Source organism: Modicisalibacter radicis (assembly GCF_900961225.1).
Classification (GTDB): domain Bacteria; phylum Pseudomonadota; class Gammaproteobacteria; order Pseudomonadales; family Halomonadaceae; genus Modicisalibacter.
In genome coordinates, this window is record NZ_CAAHFN010000011.1 from 71331 (window position 1) to 91873 (window position 20543).

The 20543-nt window shown below is 64.4% G+C and carries 23 protein-coding genes and 1 pseudogene; 12 read left to right on the top strand and 12 right to left on the bottom strand.

Annotated elements, in window-relative coordinates; all coding sequences use genetic code 11:
- Positions 1-8: 8 nt before the first annotated feature.
- Positions 9-989 carry a zinc ABC transporter substrate-binding protein gene (locus HR9077_RS00365; protein WP_136063984.1) on the bottom strand — a complete coding sequence of 327 codons (981 nt, stop codon included), beginning with the start codon at positions 987-989 and terminating at the stop codon, positions 9-11.
- Between the two features lie 119 nt (positions 990-1108).
- On the opposite strand from HR9077_RS00365, the gene HR9077_RS00370 reads away from it, so the two are divergent.
- Both HR9077_RS00370 and HR9077_RS00375 read left to right on the top strand, forming a co-directional pair.
- Positions 1109-1837 carry a metal ABC transporter ATP-binding protein gene (locus tag HR9077_RS00370; RefSeq protein ID WP_136063986.1) on the top strand — a complete coding sequence of 243 codons (729 nt, stop codon included), beginning with the start codon at positions 1109-1111 and terminating at the stop codon, positions 1835-1837.
- Positions 1834-2664 (top strand): metal ABC transporter permease, encoded by an 831-nt coding sequence (locus HR9077_RS00375; RefSeq protein WP_210725814.1) that lies wholly within the window; start codon positions 1834-1836, stop codon positions 2662-2664. Before HR9077_RS00370 ends, HR9077_RS00375 begins: the two co-directional genes overlap by 4 nt.
- Before the next feature lie 154 nt (positions 2665-2818).
- On the opposite strand, the gene folE2 is transcribed toward HR9077_RS00375, so the two are convergent.
- On the bottom strand, positions 2819-3715 hold the full coding sequence (folE2, locus tag HR9077_RS00380) for a GTP cyclohydrolase FolE2 (RefSeq protein WP_136063988.1): 897 nt from the start codon (positions 3713-3715) through the stop codon (positions 2819-2821).
- Between the two features lie 211 nt (positions 3716-3926).
- Positions 3927-4604, bottom strand: coding sequence for a metal-binding protein ZinT (locus tag HR9077_RS00385; RefSeq protein WP_136063990.1), 678 nt, complete (start codon positions 4602-4604; stop codon positions 3927-3929).
- A 232-nt stretch (positions 4605-4836) separates the two neighbouring features.
- Here HR9077_RS00385 and HR9077_RS00390 point away from each other — a divergent pair, with 232 nt between their 5' ends.
- Positions 4837-5379: a carboxypeptidase regulatory-like domain-containing protein gene (locus tag HR9077_RS00390; protein ID WP_136063992.1), complete on the top strand. Its 543-nt coding sequence runs from the start codon at positions 4837-4839 to the stop codon at positions 5377-5379.
- 34 nt (positions 5380-5413) lie between these two features.
- Here HR9077_RS00390 and HR9077_RS00395 read toward each other — a convergent pair whose 3' ends face one another.
- Positions 5414-5971, bottom strand: coding sequence for a nucleotidyltransferase family protein (locus HR9077_RS00395; RefSeq protein ID WP_210725815.1), 558 nt, complete (start codon positions 5969-5971; stop codon positions 5414-5416).
- Between the two features lie 195 nt (positions 5972-6166).
- Complete coding sequence (locus tag HR9077_RS00400) at positions 6167-7123, bottom strand: LysR family transcriptional regulator (RefSeq protein ID WP_136063994.1); 957 nt, start codon at positions 7121-7123, stop codon at positions 6167-6169.
- A gap of 47 nt (positions 7124-7170) precedes the next feature.
- Between HR9077_RS00400 and HR9077_RS00405 the strand changes: the two genes are divergently transcribed.
- Positions 7171-8154: an aldo/keto reductase gene (locus HR9077_RS00405; RefSeq protein ID WP_136063996.1), complete on the top strand. Its 984-nt coding sequence runs from the start codon at positions 7171-7173 to the stop codon at positions 8152-8154.
- A pseudogene (locus HR9077_RS00410) lies at positions 8151-8471 on the top strand (carboxymuconolactone decarboxylase family protein); the annotation flags it as partial. The gene HR9077_RS00405 and the pseudogene HR9077_RS00410, both read left to right, overlap by 4 nt.
- Positions 8472-8505: 34 nt before the next feature.
- On the opposite strand, the gene HR9077_RS00415 reads toward HR9077_RS00410, so the two are convergent.
- Together HR9077_RS00415 and HR9077_RS00420 are read right to left on the bottom strand one after the other, a co-directional pair.
- Positions 8506-9012, bottom strand: coding sequence for a GNAT family N-acetyltransferase (locus HR9077_RS00415; protein ID WP_136063998.1), 507 nt, complete (start codon positions 9010-9012; stop codon positions 8506-8508).
- 182 nt (positions 9013-9194) lie between these two features.
- Positions 9195-10091 (bottom strand): LysR family transcriptional regulator, encoded by an 897-nt coding sequence (locus tag HR9077_RS00420; protein ID WP_136064000.1) that lies wholly within the window; start codon positions 10089-10091, stop codon positions 9195-9197.
- Between the two features lie 158 nt (positions 10092-10249).
- Between HR9077_RS00420 and HR9077_RS00425 the strand changes: the two genes are divergently transcribed.
- From HR9077_RS00425 to HR9077_RS00440, 4 genes are all read left to right on the top strand, one after another.
- Positions 10250-11449, top strand: coding sequence for a YbfB/YjiJ family MFS transporter (locus tag HR9077_RS00425; protein ID WP_136064002.1), 1200 nt, complete (start codon positions 10250-10252; stop codon positions 11447-11449).
- A gap of 2 nt (positions 11450-11451) precedes the next feature.
- On the top strand, positions 11452-12054 hold the full coding sequence (locus tag HR9077_RS00430) for a glutathione S-transferase N-terminal domain-containing protein (RefSeq protein WP_136064004.1): 603 nt from the start codon (positions 11452-11454) through the stop codon (positions 12052-12054).
- Positions 12055-12140: 86 nt separating this feature from the next.
- Complete coding sequence (locus HR9077_RS00435) at positions 12141-12737, top strand: O-methyltransferase (RefSeq protein WP_136064005.1); 597 nt, start codon at positions 12141-12143, stop codon at positions 12735-12737.
- A 78-nt stretch (positions 12738-12815) separates the two neighbouring features.
- The gene (locus HR9077_RS00440) at positions 12816-13235 is read left to right on the top strand and encodes a secondary thiamine-phosphate synthase enzyme YjbQ (protein ID WP_136064007.1); all 420 of its coding nucleotides are present in this window, start codon (positions 12816-12818) and stop codon (positions 13233-13235) included.
- Positions 13236-13483: 248 nt separating this feature from the next.
- Here HR9077_RS00440 and hda read toward each other — a convergent pair whose 3' ends face one another.
- Together hda and HR9077_RS00450 are read right to left on the bottom strand one after the other, a co-directional pair.
- Positions 13484-14185, bottom strand: coding sequence for a DnaA regulatory inactivator Hda (gene hda, locus HR9077_RS00445; protein ID WP_136064010.1), 702 nt, complete (start codon positions 14183-14185; stop codon positions 13484-13486).
- The gene (locus HR9077_RS00450) at positions 14182-15261 is read right to left on the bottom strand and encodes an AI-2E family transporter (protein WP_136064012.1); all 1080 of its coding nucleotides are present in this window, start codon (positions 15259-15261) and stop codon (positions 14182-14184) included. The genes hda and HR9077_RS00450 overlap by 4 nt, the downstream gene beginning before the upstream one ends.
- A gap of 149 nt (positions 15262-15410) precedes the next feature.
- Between HR9077_RS00450 and purM the strand changes: the two genes are divergently transcribed.
- Entirely contained in the window at positions 15411-16487 is a 1077-nt protein-coding gene (gene purM, locus HR9077_RS00455) for a phosphoribosylformylglycinamidine cyclo-ligase (RefSeq protein WP_136064014.1), read from the top strand.
- The gene (purN, locus tag HR9077_RS00460; protein ID WP_136064016.1) at positions 16484-17224 is read left to right on the top strand and encodes a phosphoribosylglycinamide formyltransferase; all 741 of its coding nucleotides are present in this window, start codon (positions 16484-16486) and stop codon (positions 17222-17224) included. The genes purM and purN overlap by 4 nt, the downstream gene beginning before the upstream one ends.
- 117 nt (positions 17225-17341) lie before the next feature.
- Here the strand turns inward: purN and dcd are convergent, their stop codons facing one another.
- The 3 genes from dcd to HR9077_RS00475 form a co-directional block, all read right to left on the bottom strand.
- The gene (dcd, locus tag HR9077_RS00465; protein ID WP_136064018.1) at positions 17342-17908 is read right to left on the bottom strand and encodes a dCTP deaminase; all 567 of its coding nucleotides are present in this window, start codon (positions 17906-17908) and stop codon (positions 17342-17344) included.
- Positions 17909-18041: 133 nt separating this feature from the next.
- Entirely contained in the window at positions 18042-18845 is an 804-nt protein-coding gene (apbC, locus tag HR9077_RS00470) for an iron-sulfur cluster carrier protein ApbC (protein ID WP_136064020.1), read from the bottom strand.
- 113 nt (positions 18846-18958) lie between these two features.
- Positions 18959-20140 (bottom strand): M24 family metallopeptidase, encoded by a 1182-nt coding sequence (locus HR9077_RS00475; RefSeq protein WP_136064022.1) that lies wholly within the window; start codon positions 20138-20140, stop codon positions 18959-18961.
- Positions 20141-20318: 178 nt separating this feature from the next.
- Here HR9077_RS00475 and HR9077_RS00480 point away from each other — a divergent pair, with 178 nt between their 5' ends.
- Positions 20319-20525, top strand: coding sequence for a hypothetical protein (locus tag HR9077_RS00480; protein ID WP_210725816.1), 207 nt, complete (start codon positions 20319-20321; stop codon positions 20523-20525).
- Positions 20526-20543 lie beyond the last annotated feature (18 nt).

Consider the following 20543-nt stretch of genomic DNA (forward strand, 5'->3'; position numbering starts at 1 on the left):
GGATGCCCTCAGCCTCGGGAAGCCCTGCCGCAGTGAACCACCCCGTCGGCCAGCTGCCGCAGCAATTGCGGGTAGAGCTCGTCGTCCAGCGGCAGGTCCGTTCCCAGCGGGTCGATCACGACCGAGGTATCGACGCCCGTGTCACCGAAGACGCTCTCCACCAGCGCCGGGTTGTACTGAGGCTCGCTGAAGACACAGTCGATGTTCAGCGCATCGACCAGGTCACGCAGCTCCTCGATTCGCGCGGGACTGGGCTTGCGCGCATCGCCCAGGGAGATCGCGCCCGCCGCCGAGATGCCGAAACGGCTCTCGAAATACTGATAGGCATCGTGAAAAACGATGAAGCGGGTTTCGTGGTCCTCGGCCAACTGGGTTTCCAGGGTGTCGGTCAACGCCTCGAGATCGGCCTTGCCGAGACGGGCATTCTCCCGATAGCGGTCCGCATGCTCGGGATCGAGCGTCGCCAACGATTCGGCGATGGCACCGAGCCAGATCCGGGCATTGACCGGATCGAGCCAGCCATGGGGGTTCATGCCTTCATGAGAGTGTGCATGCCCATGACCGGCATCGTGGTCGTGGTCGTGGTCGTGGTCGTGGTCGTGGTCGTCATGACCGTGATCGTGTTGCTCGAATGTCACCCCCTGACGGTATTCGAGTTTTCGTGTGCCGGGCACCTCCATCAGCTGCACACTGACGGCATCATCGCCCAACGTTTCCAGCGAATGCGTAAGCCAGGGGGTCAGCGCTTCACTGACCCAGAACACCGCGTCGGCCCGGTCGAGCGCACCGGCTTCCGAAGGGCGCATGGAATAGCGATGGGGTGAGGCGCCCTGCTGGATCAGCAGGTTCGGCGACCCCAGGTCCCCCATCACTCGATCGACCAGCGAGTAGACCGGCGGGATATCCACTGCCACCGACGGCACGGCGGCAGAGGCGGCGGCAGGCGTCAGCAGCAGCGCCATCAGGTAGTTGCTGAAACGGAACGTCATGAAATCCTCCACAAGGCGACAGGCGGAATTGAGCTAACTAATGTTATGTTATAACATATCTTTTATGCAACGCCGCGAGTATCGCCTCGGCCTCACTTCCTTTTCATTCGGTAACCCTCATGAGATTGCTGTCGATCGAAAACCTGGATATCGCCCTTGGAGGGCATCTCGTGCTGGAGGATGTCGATCTGAGCCTCGCGCGGGGCGAGATCGTCACCATCCTGGGCCCCAACGGCTCGGGGAAGACAACGCTGCTGAGGAGCATCATCGGCTCGCTGGCACCGACACGAGGCCATATCGACAAGGCTCCGGGGCTGACCATTGGCTATGTTCCCCAGCGCCTGCATCTCGATGCCACCCTGCCAATGACGGTGTCGCGCTTGATGAGTCTGCCCCGGCGACACGCACCCGGCGCTGTTGCCCAGGCGCTCCGGCGAGCGGGTGTCACCGATCAGGCCGACCGTCAGGTCAGCGCGCTGTCGGGCGGTCAGTTGCAACGCGCCCTGCTGGCGCGTGCCCTGCTGGAATCTCCCGATCTGTTGATCCTCGATGAGGCCACCCAGGGGCTCGACCACCGCGGTACTGCCGATTTCTATCGTCAACTCGCGCGGGTACGCCATGAGCTGGACTGCGGCGTGCTGATGATCAGCCACGAGCTGCATGCAGTGATGCGGGCCTCGGATCGTGTCGTTTGCCTGAATCGCTCGGTCCGTTGCGCGGGGCCGCCCGAGCGGGTTGTCGCCTCACCGGCATATCGAGCCATGTTCGGTCACGACAACCTGGATGCCCTTGCCCTTTACCGCCATGACCACGACCAGGCAAGGGTCCCCTCGGAGCTTTCTTCATGATCCTCGACGACTTTCTGGTTCGCGCCGCCCTGGCCGGCATCGGCGTCGCGCTGGCCGCCGCCCCGCTCGGCTGCTTCGTCGTATGGCGGCGCATGGCGTTCTTTGGCGATGCCACCGCGCACGCAGCCATCCTCGGCGTGGCACTCTCTCTGGTGCTGTCCACTTCGCTCTTCGCCGGCGTGCTGGTCGTTTCGCTCCTCATGGCCATGATCGTTTCTCTGCTGAGCGGCAAGGGCTTTGCCATGGATACGCTGCTGGGTGTCATGGCTCACTCGGCGCTCGCCTTCGGACTGGTGGCAGTCTCCTTCATCTCCGGTGTGCGTATCGATTTGATGGCGTACCTGTTCGGCGATATCCTCGCCGTCGGCAAGGCCGATCTCGCCGTCATCTGGGGAGGTACCGCCCTCGTCATGGGGCTGATGGGATGGCGCTGGTCGCGGCTGCTGACCGCCACGCTCAATGCGGATCTTGCCCATGCCAGCGGCGTCGATCCAAGGCGCGAACGATGGATCCTCACCCTGTCCCTAGCCGTGGTCGTCGCGGTAGCGCTCAAGGTCGTGGGCGTGCTGCTGATCGCTGCCCTGCTGATCATTCCCGCCGCCGCGGCGCGGCCCCTCAGCCGTACGCCGGAGAGCATGGCCCTGCTCGCGGCGATGATCGCCGTCACCGCCGCCCTGAGCGGCCTGCAGACGGCCTACTGGTTCGATACGCCGACCGGGCCTACCATCGTGAGCCTGGCCGCGGTGCTGTTCGCCGTCACCAGCCTGGCCGGGCACGTGAGGCGCAAGGTCTCGCGTGCCGGGCCCGCTTCCGACAGGCCCCCCTGAGCGGGGTGCCCTGTAAACCCGGCGCATTGCATCGACGCGTGGATCTCGGTTCGTCCAACACCAAGACACGGCTCGGCTGGTCACGGCGAGCGCTTGCATGACTCCCGACCGGGGGCAAACTCCAGCCGCTTCCAAGTCGACCGCATCGCTCGCACTAACTCCCTGCCCAGTTCCATTCACTGCGCGCGACCGCATCGTGGGCATGCAGGCTCTCGGCATGCACCACGCGCAACCGGAAGCCCTCGATGCCCGCCTGCCCGCGCAGGGCCTGGTGCAGTCGACGCGCCGCGTCCTCGCAGAACATCAGGTTCTGGCCGTTGGCCAGGGCGAAGGCCTGCTCGTCGATACGCTTGACAGCCGTCTGCAAGGCGGTACCAAGCGCACTCTCGATACGATCCACGAATGCCGCCAGCGGCAGGTCGTCGAGGCCGTTCGCCAGACGGATCGACAGATGGGCCTGGCTGCGCTGGCTGTGCGGCGTCGCTACAATGCCCTGCTCGCCGCCCAGCCATTCCCGGACTCCATCGTGCGTCACCGGCGTATCGGTGAAGCGCTCGTCGAACGCCTGCTGGATCAACTGGCGCGCCAGTGCAGCCGAACAGGGACAGGTCGAGGAGTAGCCCACGGTCAGCTCGAGGATGGCTTGCAGGCCATGTTCATCACGCCGACAACGCAGCGTGAAGGGATAGGTTTTCCAGCCGGAAAGCGGGCTGATCAGTGCCGGGCGATTGAGCAGCGCCTCGCCACTCAGATCCAGAAAGGCCGCATTCGACAGCTCCCGGTGGCTTTCGAGAAAGGTCTCCAGCACCGAGGCCACACGCACGAGCGACAGCTCCTGGTTGTCCAGCCCGGCCAGGGCCAGATACAGCCGCGACATGTGGATTCCGCGCGCCAGGGGATCCACCAGGTTGACCCCGGCGGCGGCGCGTCCTGCAATAGTCTGGCCGGCCACACGGAGCGGCAGCGCAATCTGCTCCATGCCGACCCAGTGCAAGGCGCCCTGACAAGGCGCCGAGACAGCGGCAACATCGACTAGCGCCTGCTGATTCATGCGTCACTCCTGAAGGAGGGTTGAGTGGCTATCTCGTCGCGTACGTCCGGAGGGGTACGATCCATTGCCTTGAACTTCCTCGCGTTTTGCAGGAGCGGGATGACGCTGCGGCTTCATGGAAAGCCATGGCAGCATGATGCAGCTCTGGTCACCGGGGGCAGGGAGCCTCGTCGTGCACGGCCGCCGGCCTGCAATGGCCGGCGGCGGATTCTCAGTGCGCGATCATTTCGCGAACGATGGCATCACCGTCCAGGTCCGACGGATAGTAAGTCGGCCAGTTCGTGACCTCTTCCAGCAGGGCTTCGCGGTCGTCTCCCCAGTACAGGTGGTAATGGTCGGCTTCGGTCGGGAAGATGGCATGGTCGCTGAACTGGATGAACCGAGGCGCTCCGGCATCGCCCTCCTCGCGTTCGAATAGGTAGCGTACGCCTCTGTTGCCGGCCTCATAGGTCAGGATCTCGTAGCCATCATAGTGATACTCACCGGCGTTCTTCTCGCCATCCCTGTAAAAGGTGACTTCATCCCCCTGGATGACGATACGATCGACCTGCGTCCGGTAACCTTTATCGTAATACTGCTTGTATTCTTCGGCCGTCTTCTTGCCGCCATGCTCCGCTTTATGGGCAAACACTGCATCGAGCGTCCCGTCCTGCAGATAGGGATACACGGATTGCCAGTCCCCCTCCCAGTCGGAAAGCGACCGATCCTTCACCCGGGAATCCTCGAAATGCCCCGCATGGATGTCCTCGTCATGACTATGTCCATGGTCGTGCTCATGGCCATGGTCGTGCTCGTGGGATGACTGCGACGCCCCTGCACTCTGGAAGCTGGCTAATGCCAGCAGGCTGATCGCGACGACGCCGGTTCTTCCTGCCCGTGAAAATTGCACCTTGAAGATCTCCTTTTTCGACAAAACGAAGGTTTGTCCCAAAATGGTATGTTATAACATAATCCAAATCAACCGATCGCTTCAGGACCGTGCAAACAGGCCGAACCGAGTCGCACACGGCGTATGCGCCACATCGAACCTCGCGGCCCGAATCCTCTCTAAGGGGCATGCCGGGGCGGCCCAAGCAAGCGACGCGAGTCGCCTCATGCGTGCAACAACCAGGGAGACGACGATGCTGAGATGGTTGATGGCAGTCACGCTGGGGCTGATATTGGCGAACTATCAGACCCTGCGCGCCGAGGATGACCCCGACGAGTCGCGCCTGGATACCGCGCTGGAGAGCGAAACGCAGACGCTGCGCCGCAAGGAGACCTTTCCCGCCGAGGAATATGCCAAGCTGGCCACCCGGGGAGACGCCACCCTCAACGGCCGGTTATTCCTTGATCACCCTTGCGGCAAATGCGTTCCTGTCGTCGGCGAGACAGTCGCCATCGCCCCGGCGACGCGCTACGCCGAAGAGGAAGCCCGGGCCATCGAGGCCGGCCTGACGATCGACCCCGCCGATCCACGCGCCCGTCGCCACACCCGTTATGCCGAGACCGACGAGGCGGGCTACTTCACGGCCAGGGACCTGCCCGCCGGCGATTACTTCGTGGCCGGAAGCATCAGCCTGCCAGGCGCCAACCATCGACGGCGGGCGATCGTTCGACGGGTCCGTCTCGATGCCGGCCGCACGGTCACGCTCGCCCTGAGCCGCCATGTCGGCCGCGACTGATTCATGTGCACGTCATGGGATCTGTCGCGGCCGCTCAGTGCCCATTCTCGATGACAAGACCCGGCCAGTTCCTTTTCCAGCCCTTTGCCCGGGCCCGAGCGGCGAAGGCCTCGGGCTTGCTCTTCTTGGGATTCATCGTCACGTTCAGAGCGAACAGTGAACCGAGTCCGAATGGAGCGACTATCTCCAGCTCGCCACCGACCGTCAGACGGGCTCCTACCGCCGTTTCCCTTTCAACCCAGTACGTCATTGCATCGGCCGTCGAGTGGTATGGGTCGTCACCGTTTCGCGTGTGCATCCTGGCCTGATTCTTGACCGACCAGGGTCGCTCCAGCATTCCATGAAGTTGCAACTCGAGAAACCTGTCCCGGCCCTCGGTGGTGTCTGTCGGGTCGAAGTGGATCAAGTCGATATCCCCCAAGGGGGTCGGCTCCGAATAACCATGAAGCCTGTCCCAGACGAGATTTCGCACGAAGCCGGCCGCCAGGCACCAGTCCTCGAGCCTGAGCCGACTGGCCACTTGTAGCGCCTCCTTCCTTTCGGAATCCGCTTCCAGCCAGGCGATCAACGTTTTCTCTGTCGTTATGGTCATGCCTCACCCCGGTTACCTAGGCATTGTCTGAAAACTGTCTGCGCGGGGCCACGACACGCGGCCTCCCGACGCGCCATGCAATCGACTTCGCGGCGCTGGTCGCGGCGACGTCGATGGAAGGGTTCCATGCGCACGCCCTGGATCGAGTGACCACCGCTTTCTCGTTGCGCCGGGCGGTGAGCGATCGCCGATTGGCTATATTTCCCCTCGCAGCGCCGGGCCATGTTCCAGAAACACCTGGGTCAGATGGTCGGCCACCACCCGGACTCGCCTGGAGTGAACCAGGTCCGAGTGAATGACCAGCCAGATGGGCTGGTCGGCACCGAGCTCGGCATGGACGCAGACCAGGCCCGCCCGGCGGGCCAGGAAATGCGGCAGGACGGCCAGCCCAAGCCCTGCACCGGCCGCCGCGATCTGGTTGGCCAGGGTGCTGGTCGTGATCCGGCACGCCCGTCCGCCCAGGGTGCGGTCCAGCCATTGCGCCGCCGGGAAACGAGGGTGCAGGTCCGTCCAGCCGATGAAATCGTCACCGTCGAACCGAGCCATGTCGGCACCGGCCTTTGCGTGCCGACGGCGCTGAACGTATTCCGGCGAGCCATACAGTCCGAACCCCAGCACACCCAAGCGCCGAAGGGTGACGTTGCCCCGTTCGGGCCTGACCATGCGAATCGCCAGGTCGGCGTCCCGGCGATGCAGGTTGACCGTCTGGATGCCCGTGAGCACTTCGAGTCGCAGCTCGGGGTGCCCGGCGTACAGCGTGTCCAACGAAGGAATGATCAGCGGGTTGGCCAGATTCTCGGCGGTAGCGAGCCGAACGCATCCCGTCACCTCCCCCAGGCCCTGCGCAGCCGCTCCGAAGGCCTCCCCCGCCTGTTCCAGCGCCTCGGCCCTGGCGATGAGCGCGGCACCTTCGTCGGTCGCCTGGTAACCGCTCTGATGGCGGGTGAACAGCGCGACCCCCAGCGCCGCTTCCAGGCGCTCGAGGCGCCGTGACACCGTCGCAATCCCCAGCCCCAGCGTGTTGGCTGCCGCGCTCAGGGTGCCGGCACGGGCAATCCCCAGAAATACCCGCGCATCGTCCCAGTTAAGCCGCGAGGGCTCGGATTTTCCGTTATCGGAAGGCCGGTTTCTTTTTCCAGGCGTAGTTTTCATGAAATCAGAAAACCATACTCTTCCCGGTTTTCACAAGGAGAGACGACATGCAACGACGCAAGCTGGGCAGGGATCTCGACGTATCGGCCATTGGACTCGGCTGCATGGGCATGAGCGAATTCTACGGCCCCCGCGACGACCGGGCATCGCTGGGTGTCCTCGAGCGTGCCGTGGAGCTGGGCATCGATTTCTTCGATACCGCCGACATGTACGGCCCTCACCACAACGAGGAACTGATCGGACGTTTTCTCGCCTCGTACGGCGGCAGTATCAAGATCGCCACCAAGTTCGGTATCGTGCGGCGACCCGGCGAGTACCGCAGGGAGCTCGATAATACGCCCTCCTATGCGCGCCAGGCCTGCGAGGCCTCGCTTCGCCGTCTGGGCATCGAGTGCATCGATCTCTTCTACGTGCACCGCCTGGATCCCGATCAGCCGATAGAGGAGACGATGGCGGGCCTTGCCACGCTGGTTCGCGAAGGCAAGATTGCCAGGATCGGCCTGTGCGAGGTCAGCGCAGCCACGCTGCGTCGCGCCCATGCCGTTCATCCGGTCACGGCGGTGCAGACGGAATACTCGCTATGGACACGCGACGTCGAAGCCGAGGTGTTGCCGACCTGCCGGGAACTGGGGATCGGTTTCGTCCCCTATTCTCCCCTGGGGCGCGGCTTCCTGACCGGCAGCTTCCAGAGCGACACGCGCTTCGAAGAGGGCGACTTCCGGGCGTCGCTGCCACGCTTCTCGCCCGAGAACATGGCCACCAATCGCTCGATCGTGGATGTCATTCGTCAGCTGGCCGAGCGCAAGGGATGTACCGCCGCCCAGATCGCGCTGGCCTGGCTGCTGGCGCAGGGCAACGATATCGTGCCGATTCCCGGCACCCGACGTGAACGCTACCTGCTGGAAAACGTCGACGCCCTCTCCGTCGTGCCGAGCGCCGAAGAACTCGCCCAACTGGACCGCGACATCGCGCAACTGCCGGTGGCCGGCGACCGTTATACCCGAGAAGGCATGAAAGGAGTCGATGCATGACCCATTCAGCCGATACCCGCCGCGCCCATGCACTGGCGCTTCTCGAACGGCTGGATCGCGAAGCCCCCGGGAAAGTCTCGGCGAATCTCGATAGCTTGTCCGATGACTTCCTGGAGATCGTGCTGGGCTTTGCCTTCACGGATGTCGTGTCCCGGCCCGGCATCGACCTCAAGACACGCGAGATGCTGACGGTCGCAGCGCTCATCGCGATGGGCAACGCACCATCACAACTGGAATTTCATATCCGTGCCGCGCTCAACAACGGAGTGAGTCGAGACGAGATCATCGAGATCCTGCTGCAAATGGCCGTCTATGCAGGCATCCCTGCCTCTTTTTTGCCCCACCTCGTCCTTATTCGATCCTGCCGATCTCTTCCTTGTAAATTTTCAATCCACGTGCTTGATAGTTGCGCAGGGCACTGGGGTGATCAAAGGTGCAGGTATGTACCCAGACCCGCTTCGTACCGGCCCATGCCCAGGCGGCGTTAATCGCATGGCTCAGCAACGGTCCACCGAAACCCAGGCCCACAAATCCTGGCGCCAGCCCGAAATAGCGGATCTCAGTGCTGTGTCCATCGGGGCGATGCAACTCGTAATATCCCGCAATGCCCCCCTGATAATACGCCACCCAAGTACGATGATCATTACCAGCTACTAGTGCTTGCCACTGCGCATCCGTCCAATCATCCAGATCGCCCCACTCCCAGTCGCTGCCAACTAGCTCGTATAGGAAACGATTAAATTGATACTGCGGGAGACGACATTCAACGATATTCAGTGCTTCCGGTATCGGCTTCGCCCTGAGTTGCTCCACTCTGAGCATCTCAAGATAATAGGTCGTGTATTGCTGACTGCTCATGAGCCGTATCCTTAGATGGAATTACAACCAGCCCTCGATGCGGAACATGCCACCCGCCGGTCCTTGCCCTTTGTCAATACTGAGAGATCACCTGCCCGAAGATGCCGCTCCGGGAAATGGAGAACTGGATTGGGTGGAATTTGTCAGTTAACGGCCTTGCGTGGCGGCGCGCCTACCCAGTATCACATTGATATCTCATCCGTTGAGTCGGGACTGCCCGTCGCCTGACAGAGTACCTCTACAAAACGGGCCAGCGCCGGCGACCATGTTGGCGAGGACAACGTCGCCAGAAAGGTGTCGACGTTTGCCAGTGGCGTCGGCAACGCCAGGCTATGGATATCGAAGCGATGCCTGTGCGCGTCCACCGTGGCCTGCGGCAGCAGTGCGTAGCCCATGCCCGCCGCCACACAGCCCAGTATGGCGTCCAGTGAGCCGAACTCGAAGACTCGCCCGGCCGAGACCCCGCAGGACGCCAGCAACAGCTCGATCCGCTGGCGATAGCTGCAGCCTTGGCGAAAGGCCAGGAACGGCACCGAGCGCAGGGTTTCCGTCGAAGGCAGGCGCTCCATGGGCTGGGCGGCGACGAGGATGAGCCGCTCCGAAAAGGCCTTCACCCCGTGCAGCCGCTCATGCTCGACAGGACCGGCGACGAACGCCGCATCGAGCTTGCCCTCCAGCAGATCGGATACGAGCTCGGCCGTCGGCCCGGTCTGGAGCTGGATATCGACCTCGGCGTGGTGAGCATGAAAGTCCGCCAGGATGGACGGCAGGCGCAGCGCCATGGTCGTCTCCATGGCGCCAAGACGCAGTTGCCCCCGCGGGGGCTCCCGCCCATGGAAAAGAGCAAGCGCCTCATCATGGGACCTCAGGATCTGCCGGGCATAGCGGGCCAGAGTGAATCCCGACGAGGTCAGCCTGGCTCGCCCGTTGCGATCGATGAGCTGGGTGCCCAACTCCTGTTCCAGCTTCTTGATATGCGCCGTGACGTTGGACTGCACCGTGTTGAGCCGTTCGGCGGCGGCGACGAAGCTGCCCGTCTCGGCCACGCTCAGGAAAAGGCGCAAGGATTTGTGTTGCATGGGAAAGCCTCATGGCGCCACTGCATTTTTCAATGCCCGTAGCGTTCACTTTATCTCAAGCGCTCGCTTTATCTCAAAAAGAGATGACCAGCATCTCAACAAATCATTTCCAGTGAAGCATCGCTCACTCTACGCTACTTGCCCAAGGAGGAGCGACCATGCTCGTCAGGCAAGACATCCCCGCCCTGTTCACCGGCCTCATGGCCACTCTGGTCGGCATCGGCGTGGCCCGCTTCGCCTACACGCCGCTCTTGCCGGCGCTGATCGATCACGGTTGGTTCTCGGCCAGCCAGGCCGCCTATCTGGGGGCCGCGAATCTGCTCGGCTATTTCATCGGCGCGCTGTCGGCCCATGCCCTGTCCGAGCGGTTCCCGATTCGCGGGGTGATGGCCTGCGCCTACGCCGGCACCGCCCTGAGCTTTCTTGCGTGTGCCGGGGCCGGCACCTTTGCATGGTTCTTTTGCTGGCGGCTCGTCTCGGGCATCGCCGGGGCGATACTGATGGTCGTCGGGCCCTCCCTCGCCGTGTCGTCAACGCCTGCGCGGCGTCGCGCCTCGGTGGGTGCCCTGGTGTTTTCCGGCATCGGTTTCGGGGCGCTGCTGTCTGCCACGGTCGTGCCGTCTTTGGTCGCTCTCGGCCTGCCGGTCACCTGGCTGGCTCTCGGCGTATTGACCGCCCTGGCCGGGCTGGCGGGTAACTGGGGGCTGAGCCGGCTTTCCACGGCCCGGCCCCGCTCCACGGCCACTGACGAAAGCGCTCATGCAACGGGACCGGCAATCGCCGTGGGGCTGGTGATCGCCGCCTATGCGCTGGATGCGGCAGGCTTCGTGCCGCATACCGTGTTCTGGGTCGATTACCTCGCCCGCGAGGCCGGCCTGGGGGCCGATGCCGCCTCCCTGCAATGGGCCATCTTCGGCATCGGCGCCGTGCTCGGGCCGCTGCTCGCCGGGATGGCGGCGCGGCGACTGGGGTGGCATCGCGGCCTGGCCCTGGCGTTTCTGGTCAAGGCTCTGGCCGTCGCGCTCCCGCTGGTTTCGGTGGCGCTGCTAAGTCGGTCGCTATCCTCGCTGATCGTGGGCGCCATGATTCCCGGCATCGTGGCCCTGACATCGGGACGTCTGGCGGAACTGGTCGGCCCCGCCGCGCACAAGCGGCTCTGGGGCCGGGCCACCGCCGCCTTCGCCGCCGCCCAGGCACTGTCCGGCTACGGGATGTCCGCCTTGTACGATGCCTGGGGAACCTACTCGCCGCTCTTCGCCATCGCCGGCGCCTTGCTGGCCGGCGGCCTTGCCCTCGTCCTGCCGAGCCGAGCCGCCGAAGAGCGGTATCGGACTTTTCCTCGCCCAAGGAGACACTGATCATGGAACTCTACCTCAACGCCACCTCGCCCTACGCCCGCGTGGCACGCATCGTCCTCCTCGAGAAGGGCCTGGCCGATACCGTCACGCTGCGGTGGTGCGATCCCTGGGCCGATGACGACGGCCTGCTGGCGGTCAACCCGGTTGGCCGGATACCCGCACTGGTGACGGACGACGGTACGACGTTAAGCGAGTCGCTGCTGATCGCACACTATCTGGATACGCTGGGTGGTGGAGAGCCCGTGTTACCGGCGGCCAGACTTGGACAGACGCTCCATCTGGCGGGGCTGGGCCAGGGCCTGACGGATGCGGCGTTCACCACGATAATCGCTCGCAAGCATCAGGGGGCCGAGGCAGACGCTAGCGTATTGGGTCAGCGGCGCTGGCGGGCTATACAGCGCACCCTGGACCGGCTCGAGCGGGAAGTCGATGCGCGGCCCATACCCGCCGCCGTCACACTGGGTGAAATCACCGTGGCAGTCGCCCTGGATTACCTGACGTTTCGTTTGCCGGAGGTGGATTGGCCAAAAGAACGCCCGCAGCTGACGGCTTGGCATGCGCGCATTACCGAAGGCGAGAGCTTTCGACAGACCCGGTTTGCTTGATATGTCTTGCGATCAGGCGGTGCTCATCGGCGGCTCTACACTGCATTCCGGGATACCATCAATTGAAAACCGGGAGGAGAAACAGGATGCCGAGTTCACTCGAGGCATTGAAAGCCGAGCTGGAGCACTTCGGCAGGGAAAATGACGGCTCGCATTCCGAACGATCCCGGCGGATGCTCAATATCACCCGGGATACGGGCGAGTTTCTGTCGGTATTGGTTCGAGCGACCGCGGCACGCCATATCCTGGAGATCGGCACCTCCAATGGCTACTCGACGCTCTGGCTGGCAGAAGCGGCCCGCGCCACCGGCGGCAAGGTGACGACGGTCGAGGCCTCGCACTACAAGGCCGGCCTGGCATCGGAAACCTTTTCCCGCTCAGGTCTCGAGGAACACATCACCCTGGTCCATGACGATGCGCAAGCGGTCCTTGTGCAGGCGGCAGAGGCTTCGGTCGACGTGCTCTTTCTCGACTCGGAGCGTTCGCGGTATCCCGGTTGGTGGGGCCAGATCCGCCGGGTGCTTCGTCCAGGCGGGCTGCTCATCGTGGACAACGCCGTTTCTCACCAAGAAGAGATGGCGCCCTTCGCCGCGCTGCTCGAGTCGGACGGGAAATTCACCATCAGCCTCGTCCCTGTAGGCAACGGCGAACTCCTTGCCGTCAAGGCTGCAGCCGAAACCTAGCGCCGCTGTCCGCTGTCAACACCCCGCACGACACAGTCGCCAGGACCCATCACGTTGCCCGAGTAACAGGATTCTCTTATGTGGATGCAGAAGGAAATCAGCCTGAAGCCCCGCTCGCGCGGCTTTCACTTGATCACCGAGGAGATCGAGCGCGCCATTGGCGAGCCAGGCCAGATTCGGACCGGTCTGCTGAGCGTCTTCATCAAGCACACCTCGGCCTCGCTGACGATCAACGAGAACGCCGATCCGACGGTACGCGCCGATTTCGAGAGCTTCTTCAACCGAGCGGTGCCCGAAGACGAGCCGTACTACCAGCACGTCTTCGAGGGCAGCGACGACCTGCCCGCCCATTTGAAGAGCAGCATACTGGGCCCCAGCGTCCAGATTCCCATCACTGATGGGCGCCTCAACATGGGGACCTGGCAAGGGGTCTATCTCTGCGAACACCGCAACCATGGCGGCAGCAGGAACATCGTCGTTACCGTGCATGGAGAATGACGGCACGCATCGCCATGCCGGGCACTCCTTGCACGACTCGCCAGCTTTCCCGGCGGCAAGCCTCAGCAAGGGCGCTGTCAACCCGGCCCCGGGCGCTACCTTTGCTATCTGACCGCCAGGGATGGCGGGAATGCCGGAATGGAAAGGAACATTTTCCGGCCATGGCTAAGGACCTTGCTTCTCCTTGCCACCGGCGCCTGCCATCGCCGGGAGCCTGGAAATGCGTTCCAACGGCGGGCAGCTGCCCGTCACCAGCCCAGCGCCTGCTTGACGAAGGGAATGGTCAGCTTGCGCTGAGCGCTGAGCGAGGCGCGATCGAGCCGCTCGAGTGTCGCGAACAGCTCGTTGAGCTGGCGTGGCCCGCGATGCAGGATGTAGCGCGCCACCTCGTCGGGAAGTTGCATGCCGCGGCTGCGCGCGCGCAGTTGCAAGGCTTCGAAACGCTGCACGTCGTCGAGTCGCTGCAGATGGAAGGTCATGCCCCAGCTCAACCGCGAGGCCAGATCGGGCAGTTGGATGTCGAGCTGACGGGGCGCCGCCGAGGCGGCGATCACCAGCCGCTTTCCGGCATCGCGCAGACGGTTGAAGCCATGGAAGAGCCCCTCCTCCCAGCGCTTGCGACCGACCACCGTATCGAGATCGTCGATCACCACCAGATCGAGACGCTCGATCTCCTCGAGCATGTGCGGAGGGAAATGCCCCAGATCGTCGAGCGGCAGATACAGCGCCCGCCGGTCGCGGGCGCTGGCCTCGTGGCAGGCGGCCTGCAGAAGATGGCTGCGCCCCGAGCCCGGCGCCCCCCACAGGTAGATGAAGGCCTCGCCATCATCGTCAAGCTGGGCGCGCAGCTTGGCCACCAGGGCGGCGTTGTCGCCTGGCAGGAAGTTGCCGAAGGTTGCGTCGTCGCGCAGCCCTACGCCCAACGGCAGCTGCGCTGGCCCGGTGCTCATTGATTGTCCTCGCTGCCGCGGGGGGGACCCTCGGCCTCATATAAGTGGCTGTTCTTATAGCGTTCATGTAGATAACGCAAGAGTACCATGACCATCGCCGCCACCGGCAACGCCAACAGGATGCCGGTGAAGCCGAACAGTTGCCCACCGGCCAGCACGGCGAAGATCACCGCCACCGGGTGCAGGCCGATCTTGTCGCCCAGCAGCAGCGGCTGCAGCAGCATGCCCTCGAGCATCTGACCGATGCCGAACACCCCCGCCACGCCGAGCAGATGCCATACATCGCCATACTGGAAGAAGGCCACTATCGCGGCGATCGCCAGGCCGACGATCACCCCCAGGTAGGGAATGATGCTGGCCAGGCCCGCCACGATGCCGATCAGCACGCCGAACTGGATCCCCAGCAGCGTCAGCCCCACGGCGTAGACGATGCCCAGGCTCAGCATCACCAGCAACTGGCCGCGCAGGAAGGCCGACAGCACCTCGTCGCACTGTATCGCCAGTCGCGTCACCGTGGGCTCGTAGCGGCGCGGCAGCAGATCGCGGACCCGCCGCTTGAGGCGATCCCAGTCGAGCAGCAGGTAGAAGGTCACCACCGGAATCAGCGCCAGATTGCCGATCCAGATCGCCAGCGCCAGCCCCGAGCGCGACACCTGGGCGAGGATGCCGGCGGCGAAGGTGCCCGTCTCCTTCCAGTTGGCCATCAACGCCTGGCGCATCTGATCGAAATCGGTGCTGAAATCGAGCCCCGAGACCTCGCGCACCCAGGGCAGGACCACCGCCTGGACCCAGTTGAAAACACCCGGCAGGGCCTCGATCAGTTGCCCAAGCTGACGTCCCATCAAGGGGATGAGAATCACGAAGGCCACCGCCAGGAAAAGCGACAGCACCAGGAAGACCACGCTCACCGCCAGCCGCCGCGACAAGCCCTTGGTCTCCAGCCAGTCGGTCAGCGGGTCGCCCAGATAGGCCAGGATCATGCTGACGAAGAATGGCATCAGGATCGGCTCGAGCAACACCAGCAACCAGACCATGGCGGCCGCGCCCAGCAGCGTCCAGACTTGCAGTCGTGTCATGCGCTTCACTCCATTCATGCGCGTCGGCACGCCGATGCACCGCGGCAGGCGCGATGCTACAATGCGCGCGCTTTCTCCTCTAGGTCATTCTCGACGGGCCATTAACGCCCAGGCTATCTACGACAGGCTTTCTACCGACAGGACATGCCATGACCCGCAGCGCCTCCGACAAACCTACGCCCCCGTCGCTGAGCTACAAGGACGCCGGGGTGGACATCGACGCCGGTAACGCCCTGGTCGACCGCATCAAGGGCGTCGCCAAGCGGACGCATCGCCCCGAGGTGCTGGGCGGATTGGGCGGCTTCGGCGCGCTGTGCGAACTGCCGGCCGGCTACCGTCAGCCGGTGCTGGTCACCGGCACCGATGGCGTCGGTACCAAACTGCGCCTGGCCATGGAGCTGGGCCGCCACGACACCATCGGCATCGACCTGGTGGCGATGTGCGTCAACGACCTGGTCGTCGCCGGCGCCGAGCCGCTGCAATTCCTCGACTACTATGCCACGGGCAAGCTCGATGTGGATATCGCCGCCGATGTGGTCACCGGCATCGGCGAGGGTTGCCTGCAGGCCGGCTGTGCCCTGGTGGGCGGCGAGACCGCCGAAATGCCGGGCATGTACGAAGGCAACGACTACGACCTGGCGGGCTTCTGCGTCGGGGTGGTCGAGAAGTCCGAGATTCTCGACGGCAGCCGGGTCGCCGAGGGCGACGTGCTGCTCGGCCTGGCTTCATCGGGCCCGCACTCCAACGGTTACTCGCTGATCCGCAAGATTCTCGAGATCAGCGCCGCCGACCTGTCGATCGAGCTCGATGGCCGCAGTCTCGGCGACGCGCTGCTCGCGCCGACGCGCATCTACGTCAAGCCGCTGCTCTCGCTGATCAGGAACAGCGGCGTCGCCGTGCACGCCCTGTCGCACATCACCGGCGGCGGCCTTACCGAGAACCTGCCGCGGGTGCTTCCCGGCCACCTCGCCGCGCGCATCGACGTCGGCGCCTGGCAGCGCCCGGCGGTCTTCGACTGGCTGCAGCGCCAGGGCAATGTCGCCGAGCGTGAAATGTACCGCGTGCTCAACTGCGGCATCGGCATGGTGGTGGTGGTCCCCGCCGCTCAGGCCGATACCGCCACGCGGCACCTCGAATCCGCCGGCGAGACGGTCGCGCGGCTGGGCGTCGTCGAGGCCCGCCAGGGCGACGAGGAACAGGTCCGCATGGAGAATCTCGAGACATGAGCCAGGACGACGCGAGCAGCGACACGCTCAACGACTTCACCGCCGAGGCCGCCGAGCCGCGCCGGGTGGTGGTGCTGATTTCCGGCAACGGCAGCAATCTGCAGGCACTGATCGACGCCCAGTCCTACGATGAACTGGGCGGCGAGATCGTCGCCGTGATCTCCAACAAGGCCGACGCCTATGGTCTCAAGCGCGCCCACGACGCGGGCATCGAGGCGGTCGCCCTGCCGCACCGCGAGTACGATAGCCGCGAGGCCTTCGACGGCGCCCTGATCAAGGTGATCGAACGCCACCAGCCCGACCTGGTGGTGCTGGCCGGCTTCATGCGCATCCTCACGCCGCGCTTCGTGCAGCGCTACTACGGCCGCCTGCTGAACATCCATCCGTCGCTGCTGCCCGCCTACCCCGGCCTGGACACCCATGCCCGGGTGCTCGCCGATGGGGTCGAGGAACATGGCGTCAGCGTGCATTTCGTCACCGAGGACCTCGACGGCGGGCCGGTGGTGATGCAGGCCGCCCTCAGGGTGCGCCCCGGCGACAGCGAGGAACAGGTGATCGAGCGCATCCACGCCCGCGAGCACCTGATCTACCCGATCGCCGTGCGCTGGTTCCTCGAGGGCCGGCTGCAGCTCGGCGCCGAAGGCCCGCTGCTCGACGGCACGGCGCTACCACCGCAAGGCATGCGGTTGTCGCATGAGGATGCCGCCGAGGAACTCGACGAGGATATCGAGGAGTAAGCTGCAAGCCAGATAATCAAAAGCGAACCCACTGGCACGAGGCTCGTTGGGTTCGCTTTTTCTTACGGCTTCAAGCTTGTTGCTTGCTTATAGCTCCCGGCCGAAGGCCGGGTCGGCTCAGGTCCTGGGCAATGTCACACCGCGCTGCCCCATGTACTTGCCGCCGCGGTCCTTGTAGGAGATGGCGCACTCCTCGTCGGACTCAAGGAACAGCATCTGTGCCACCCCCTCGTTGGCGTAGATGCGCGCCGGCAGGTTGGTGGTGTTGGAGAACTCCAGGGTCACATGGCCTTCCCACTCCGGCTCCAGCGGGGTGACGTTGACGATGATCCCGCAGCGCGCATAGGTCGACTTGCCCAGGCAGATGGTCAGCACGCTGCGCGGGATGCGGAAATACTCGACGGTGCGCGCCAGCGCGAAGGAATTGGGCGGGATCACGCAGGCGTCGCCCTTGACGTCGACGAAGCTCTTCTCGTCGAAGCTCTTGGGGTCGACCACCGCCGAATGGATGTTGGTGAACACCTTGAACTCGTCGGCGCAGCGCACATCGTAACCGTAGCTGGACGTGCCGTAGGAGATCACCCGCTGACCGTCGACGTGACGGACCTGATCGAACTCGAATGGCTCGATCATGCCTTGCTGTTCGGCCATGCGGCGAATCCAGTTGTCGGATTTGATGCTCATCGGGCGTCCTCGGGTTCAAGCGATCGTGGAGTGGGGTCGAAACGCGATCATGTTCGGGATCGATAAAAAGGGGCCGTCATCATAACGGCCCCCGCAGCGTTTCAAAAGCGAGTCGCTTTCAACAGCCTGCCTGTCATTCGCCGAACGAGATGCTCGGCCCCTCCTCGCCCTGACTCTCGACGCCTTCGGCCACGGCCCGCGCCACGTCACGGAATGTGGTGGCGATCCCGCCATCGGGCTCGGCGACCACGCTGGGCCGGCCGCCGTCGGCCTGCTCGCGAATCGACAGCTGCAGCGGCAGTTGCCCCAGCAGGCGGGTGCCGTACTGCTCGGCGATCCGCTCGCCGCCCCCGGCACCGAAGATCGGCTCGCTGTGCCCGCAGTTGGAGCAGATATGCAGGCTCATGTTCTCGACCACACCCAGCACCGGCACGTTGACCTTGCGGAACATCTCGATACCCTTGCGCGCGTCGAGCAGGGCGATGTCCTGCGGCGTGGTGACGATCACCGCGCCGGAAACCGGCACCTTCTGCGCCAGCGTCAGTTGAATGTCGCCGGTACCCGGCGGCATGTCGATGAACAGGTAATCCAGGTCCTCCCAAAGCGTCTGGTTGAGCAGCTGCTGGAAGGCCCCGGTAACCATCGGTCCACGCCACACCATGGGCTCGTTGACATCGACCATCAGCGCCATCGACATCGCCTGCAGGCCGTGGGCGATGATCGGCCTGAAGCTGTTCTCGCTGACCACCTCGGGGCGCGTGCCTGCGGGGATGCCCAGCATCTGCGCCTGGCTGGGGCCATAGATGTCGGCATCCAGCAGGCCCACCCGGTAGCCTTCGGCGGCCATCGCCAGTGCCAGGTTGGCGGTCACCGTGGATTTGCCGACCCCGCCCTTGCCCGATGCAACGGCAACGATATGCTTTACACCCTCGATCACGGCTGACTCCTTTCCTTGAATGTCTCGACACCGGGTATGCCGGTATCCAGCTTACTCGGAGTATAACGCGCGCCATGGACCGATAACCAAGTGCCCGACTGGGTTTTGGGCCCTCAGGCAGCGGTCAGCGACCATGGGTTGTCGGTCATGGGCACGCCACCCTCGGCGCTGACGCGCACCGTATCGCTGCAACCGATGCCCCACTCCCCGGGCAGTCGCAGGCAAAGCGGCAGGTGGAAGACCATGCCCTCCTCGAAGCAGCGGCTCTGGCCGCGGGCGATGAACCCCGAGCCCTCGACCCAGGACGGTGGAAACTGGGCCCCCACCGCGTAACCGAACACCCCGGAAAAATAGGCCTCCCGAGCCAGCGACTCGAAGGCCGCCTCGGCGTCGCGGGCCGCACTGTCGAAACTGTTGCCGGGACGCATGGCGGGCAGCAGCGCGTCGTAGATACGCCGACAGGCATCGAATACCTCGAGCATTTGCGAAGACGGCCGGCCGGCGACCACGGTGCGCATCATCGGCGCAGTGTAACGGTTCCAGGCCGCGCCGAACTCGAGGAACACCGACTCCTCGGCGGCGATCGGCCGGCGGCGATGGTTGAGATGACCGACGCTGCTTCGTGCACCGGCCACCACGATCGGCTGCATGCTCATGAACTCGCTGCCCGCCTGATGCAGGGCCTGCGCCCCCACCGCGGCGATCTCGCTGTCGGTGGCACCGGCACGCACCGCGTCGGCCGCCGCCTCGATGCCCAGCCCGGTGACCCGGGCGCTCTCGGCCAGACACGCCAGCTCGGCAGAGGACTTGACGATCTTGATGCCATGCAGCAGTGCCGAAGCGTCGACGAACTCATGGCCCGGCAGGCGCTGGCGCAGTGCATCGAGCACACCCTGGCGCAGCGAGCCATGCCAGGGGTCGATGCCGATGCATTCGCCCACGCCCCCCAGAACCTCGGTCAGCGGATCGAGGACCTCGGCGAGCCCCTCCCAGCGGTAGCTGCGTATATCCTCGACGCGGGTGCAGGTCACCGCCGGGCCGACTTCGATCGAGGGTACCTGCAGCAGCAGACGCTCGGGGGTCAACACCAGCGCCGAATGGACCGAAACCTCGAAGGTGCTGTAACCGGTCAGGTAGAAGATATCGGCCGGCGCGGTCAGCAGCAACGCATCGACATCGGTGGCTCTCATCGCCGCCATGACGGCGCTCCGGCGACGCTGAAGCTCCGCTTCGTCGAAGGCACACTCACTGCCCGCCAGCGGCGCGAGATGATGACGGTACTCATCATGTTGCATGGTGGCTGTCTCCCGGTGCGAGGCGCCATCGGGCGAGATCCGACGGCTCTTCGCATCCAGCCTAGTACACGCGCGACGCGCCGGTTGTCGATTCGGCCGCTTCGCTGCCCATGCGTCCGCCGCGCAGCTTGGCTACAGTCAAGCTACCGGCATCGGGAGAGCAGGGAGGTGACCCACGATGACGCCGCTGGAGTGGGACGAACCGGTCGAGCAACGCTGGGGACGTCCCTCCCTGGAAGGAAGTTACGAGCGACTGTTCCATGACGCCCTGGAGCACGGCGAGCTGTGGCGTCCTGAAATCGTTCCAGCGACTTACCCGTTCGGCGTCCAGGCTGCGGCTGAAGGCCTGAAACGACAACGCCCGGCCATTGGCCGGGCGGAATGACGTCAGCGGCGTACTGCC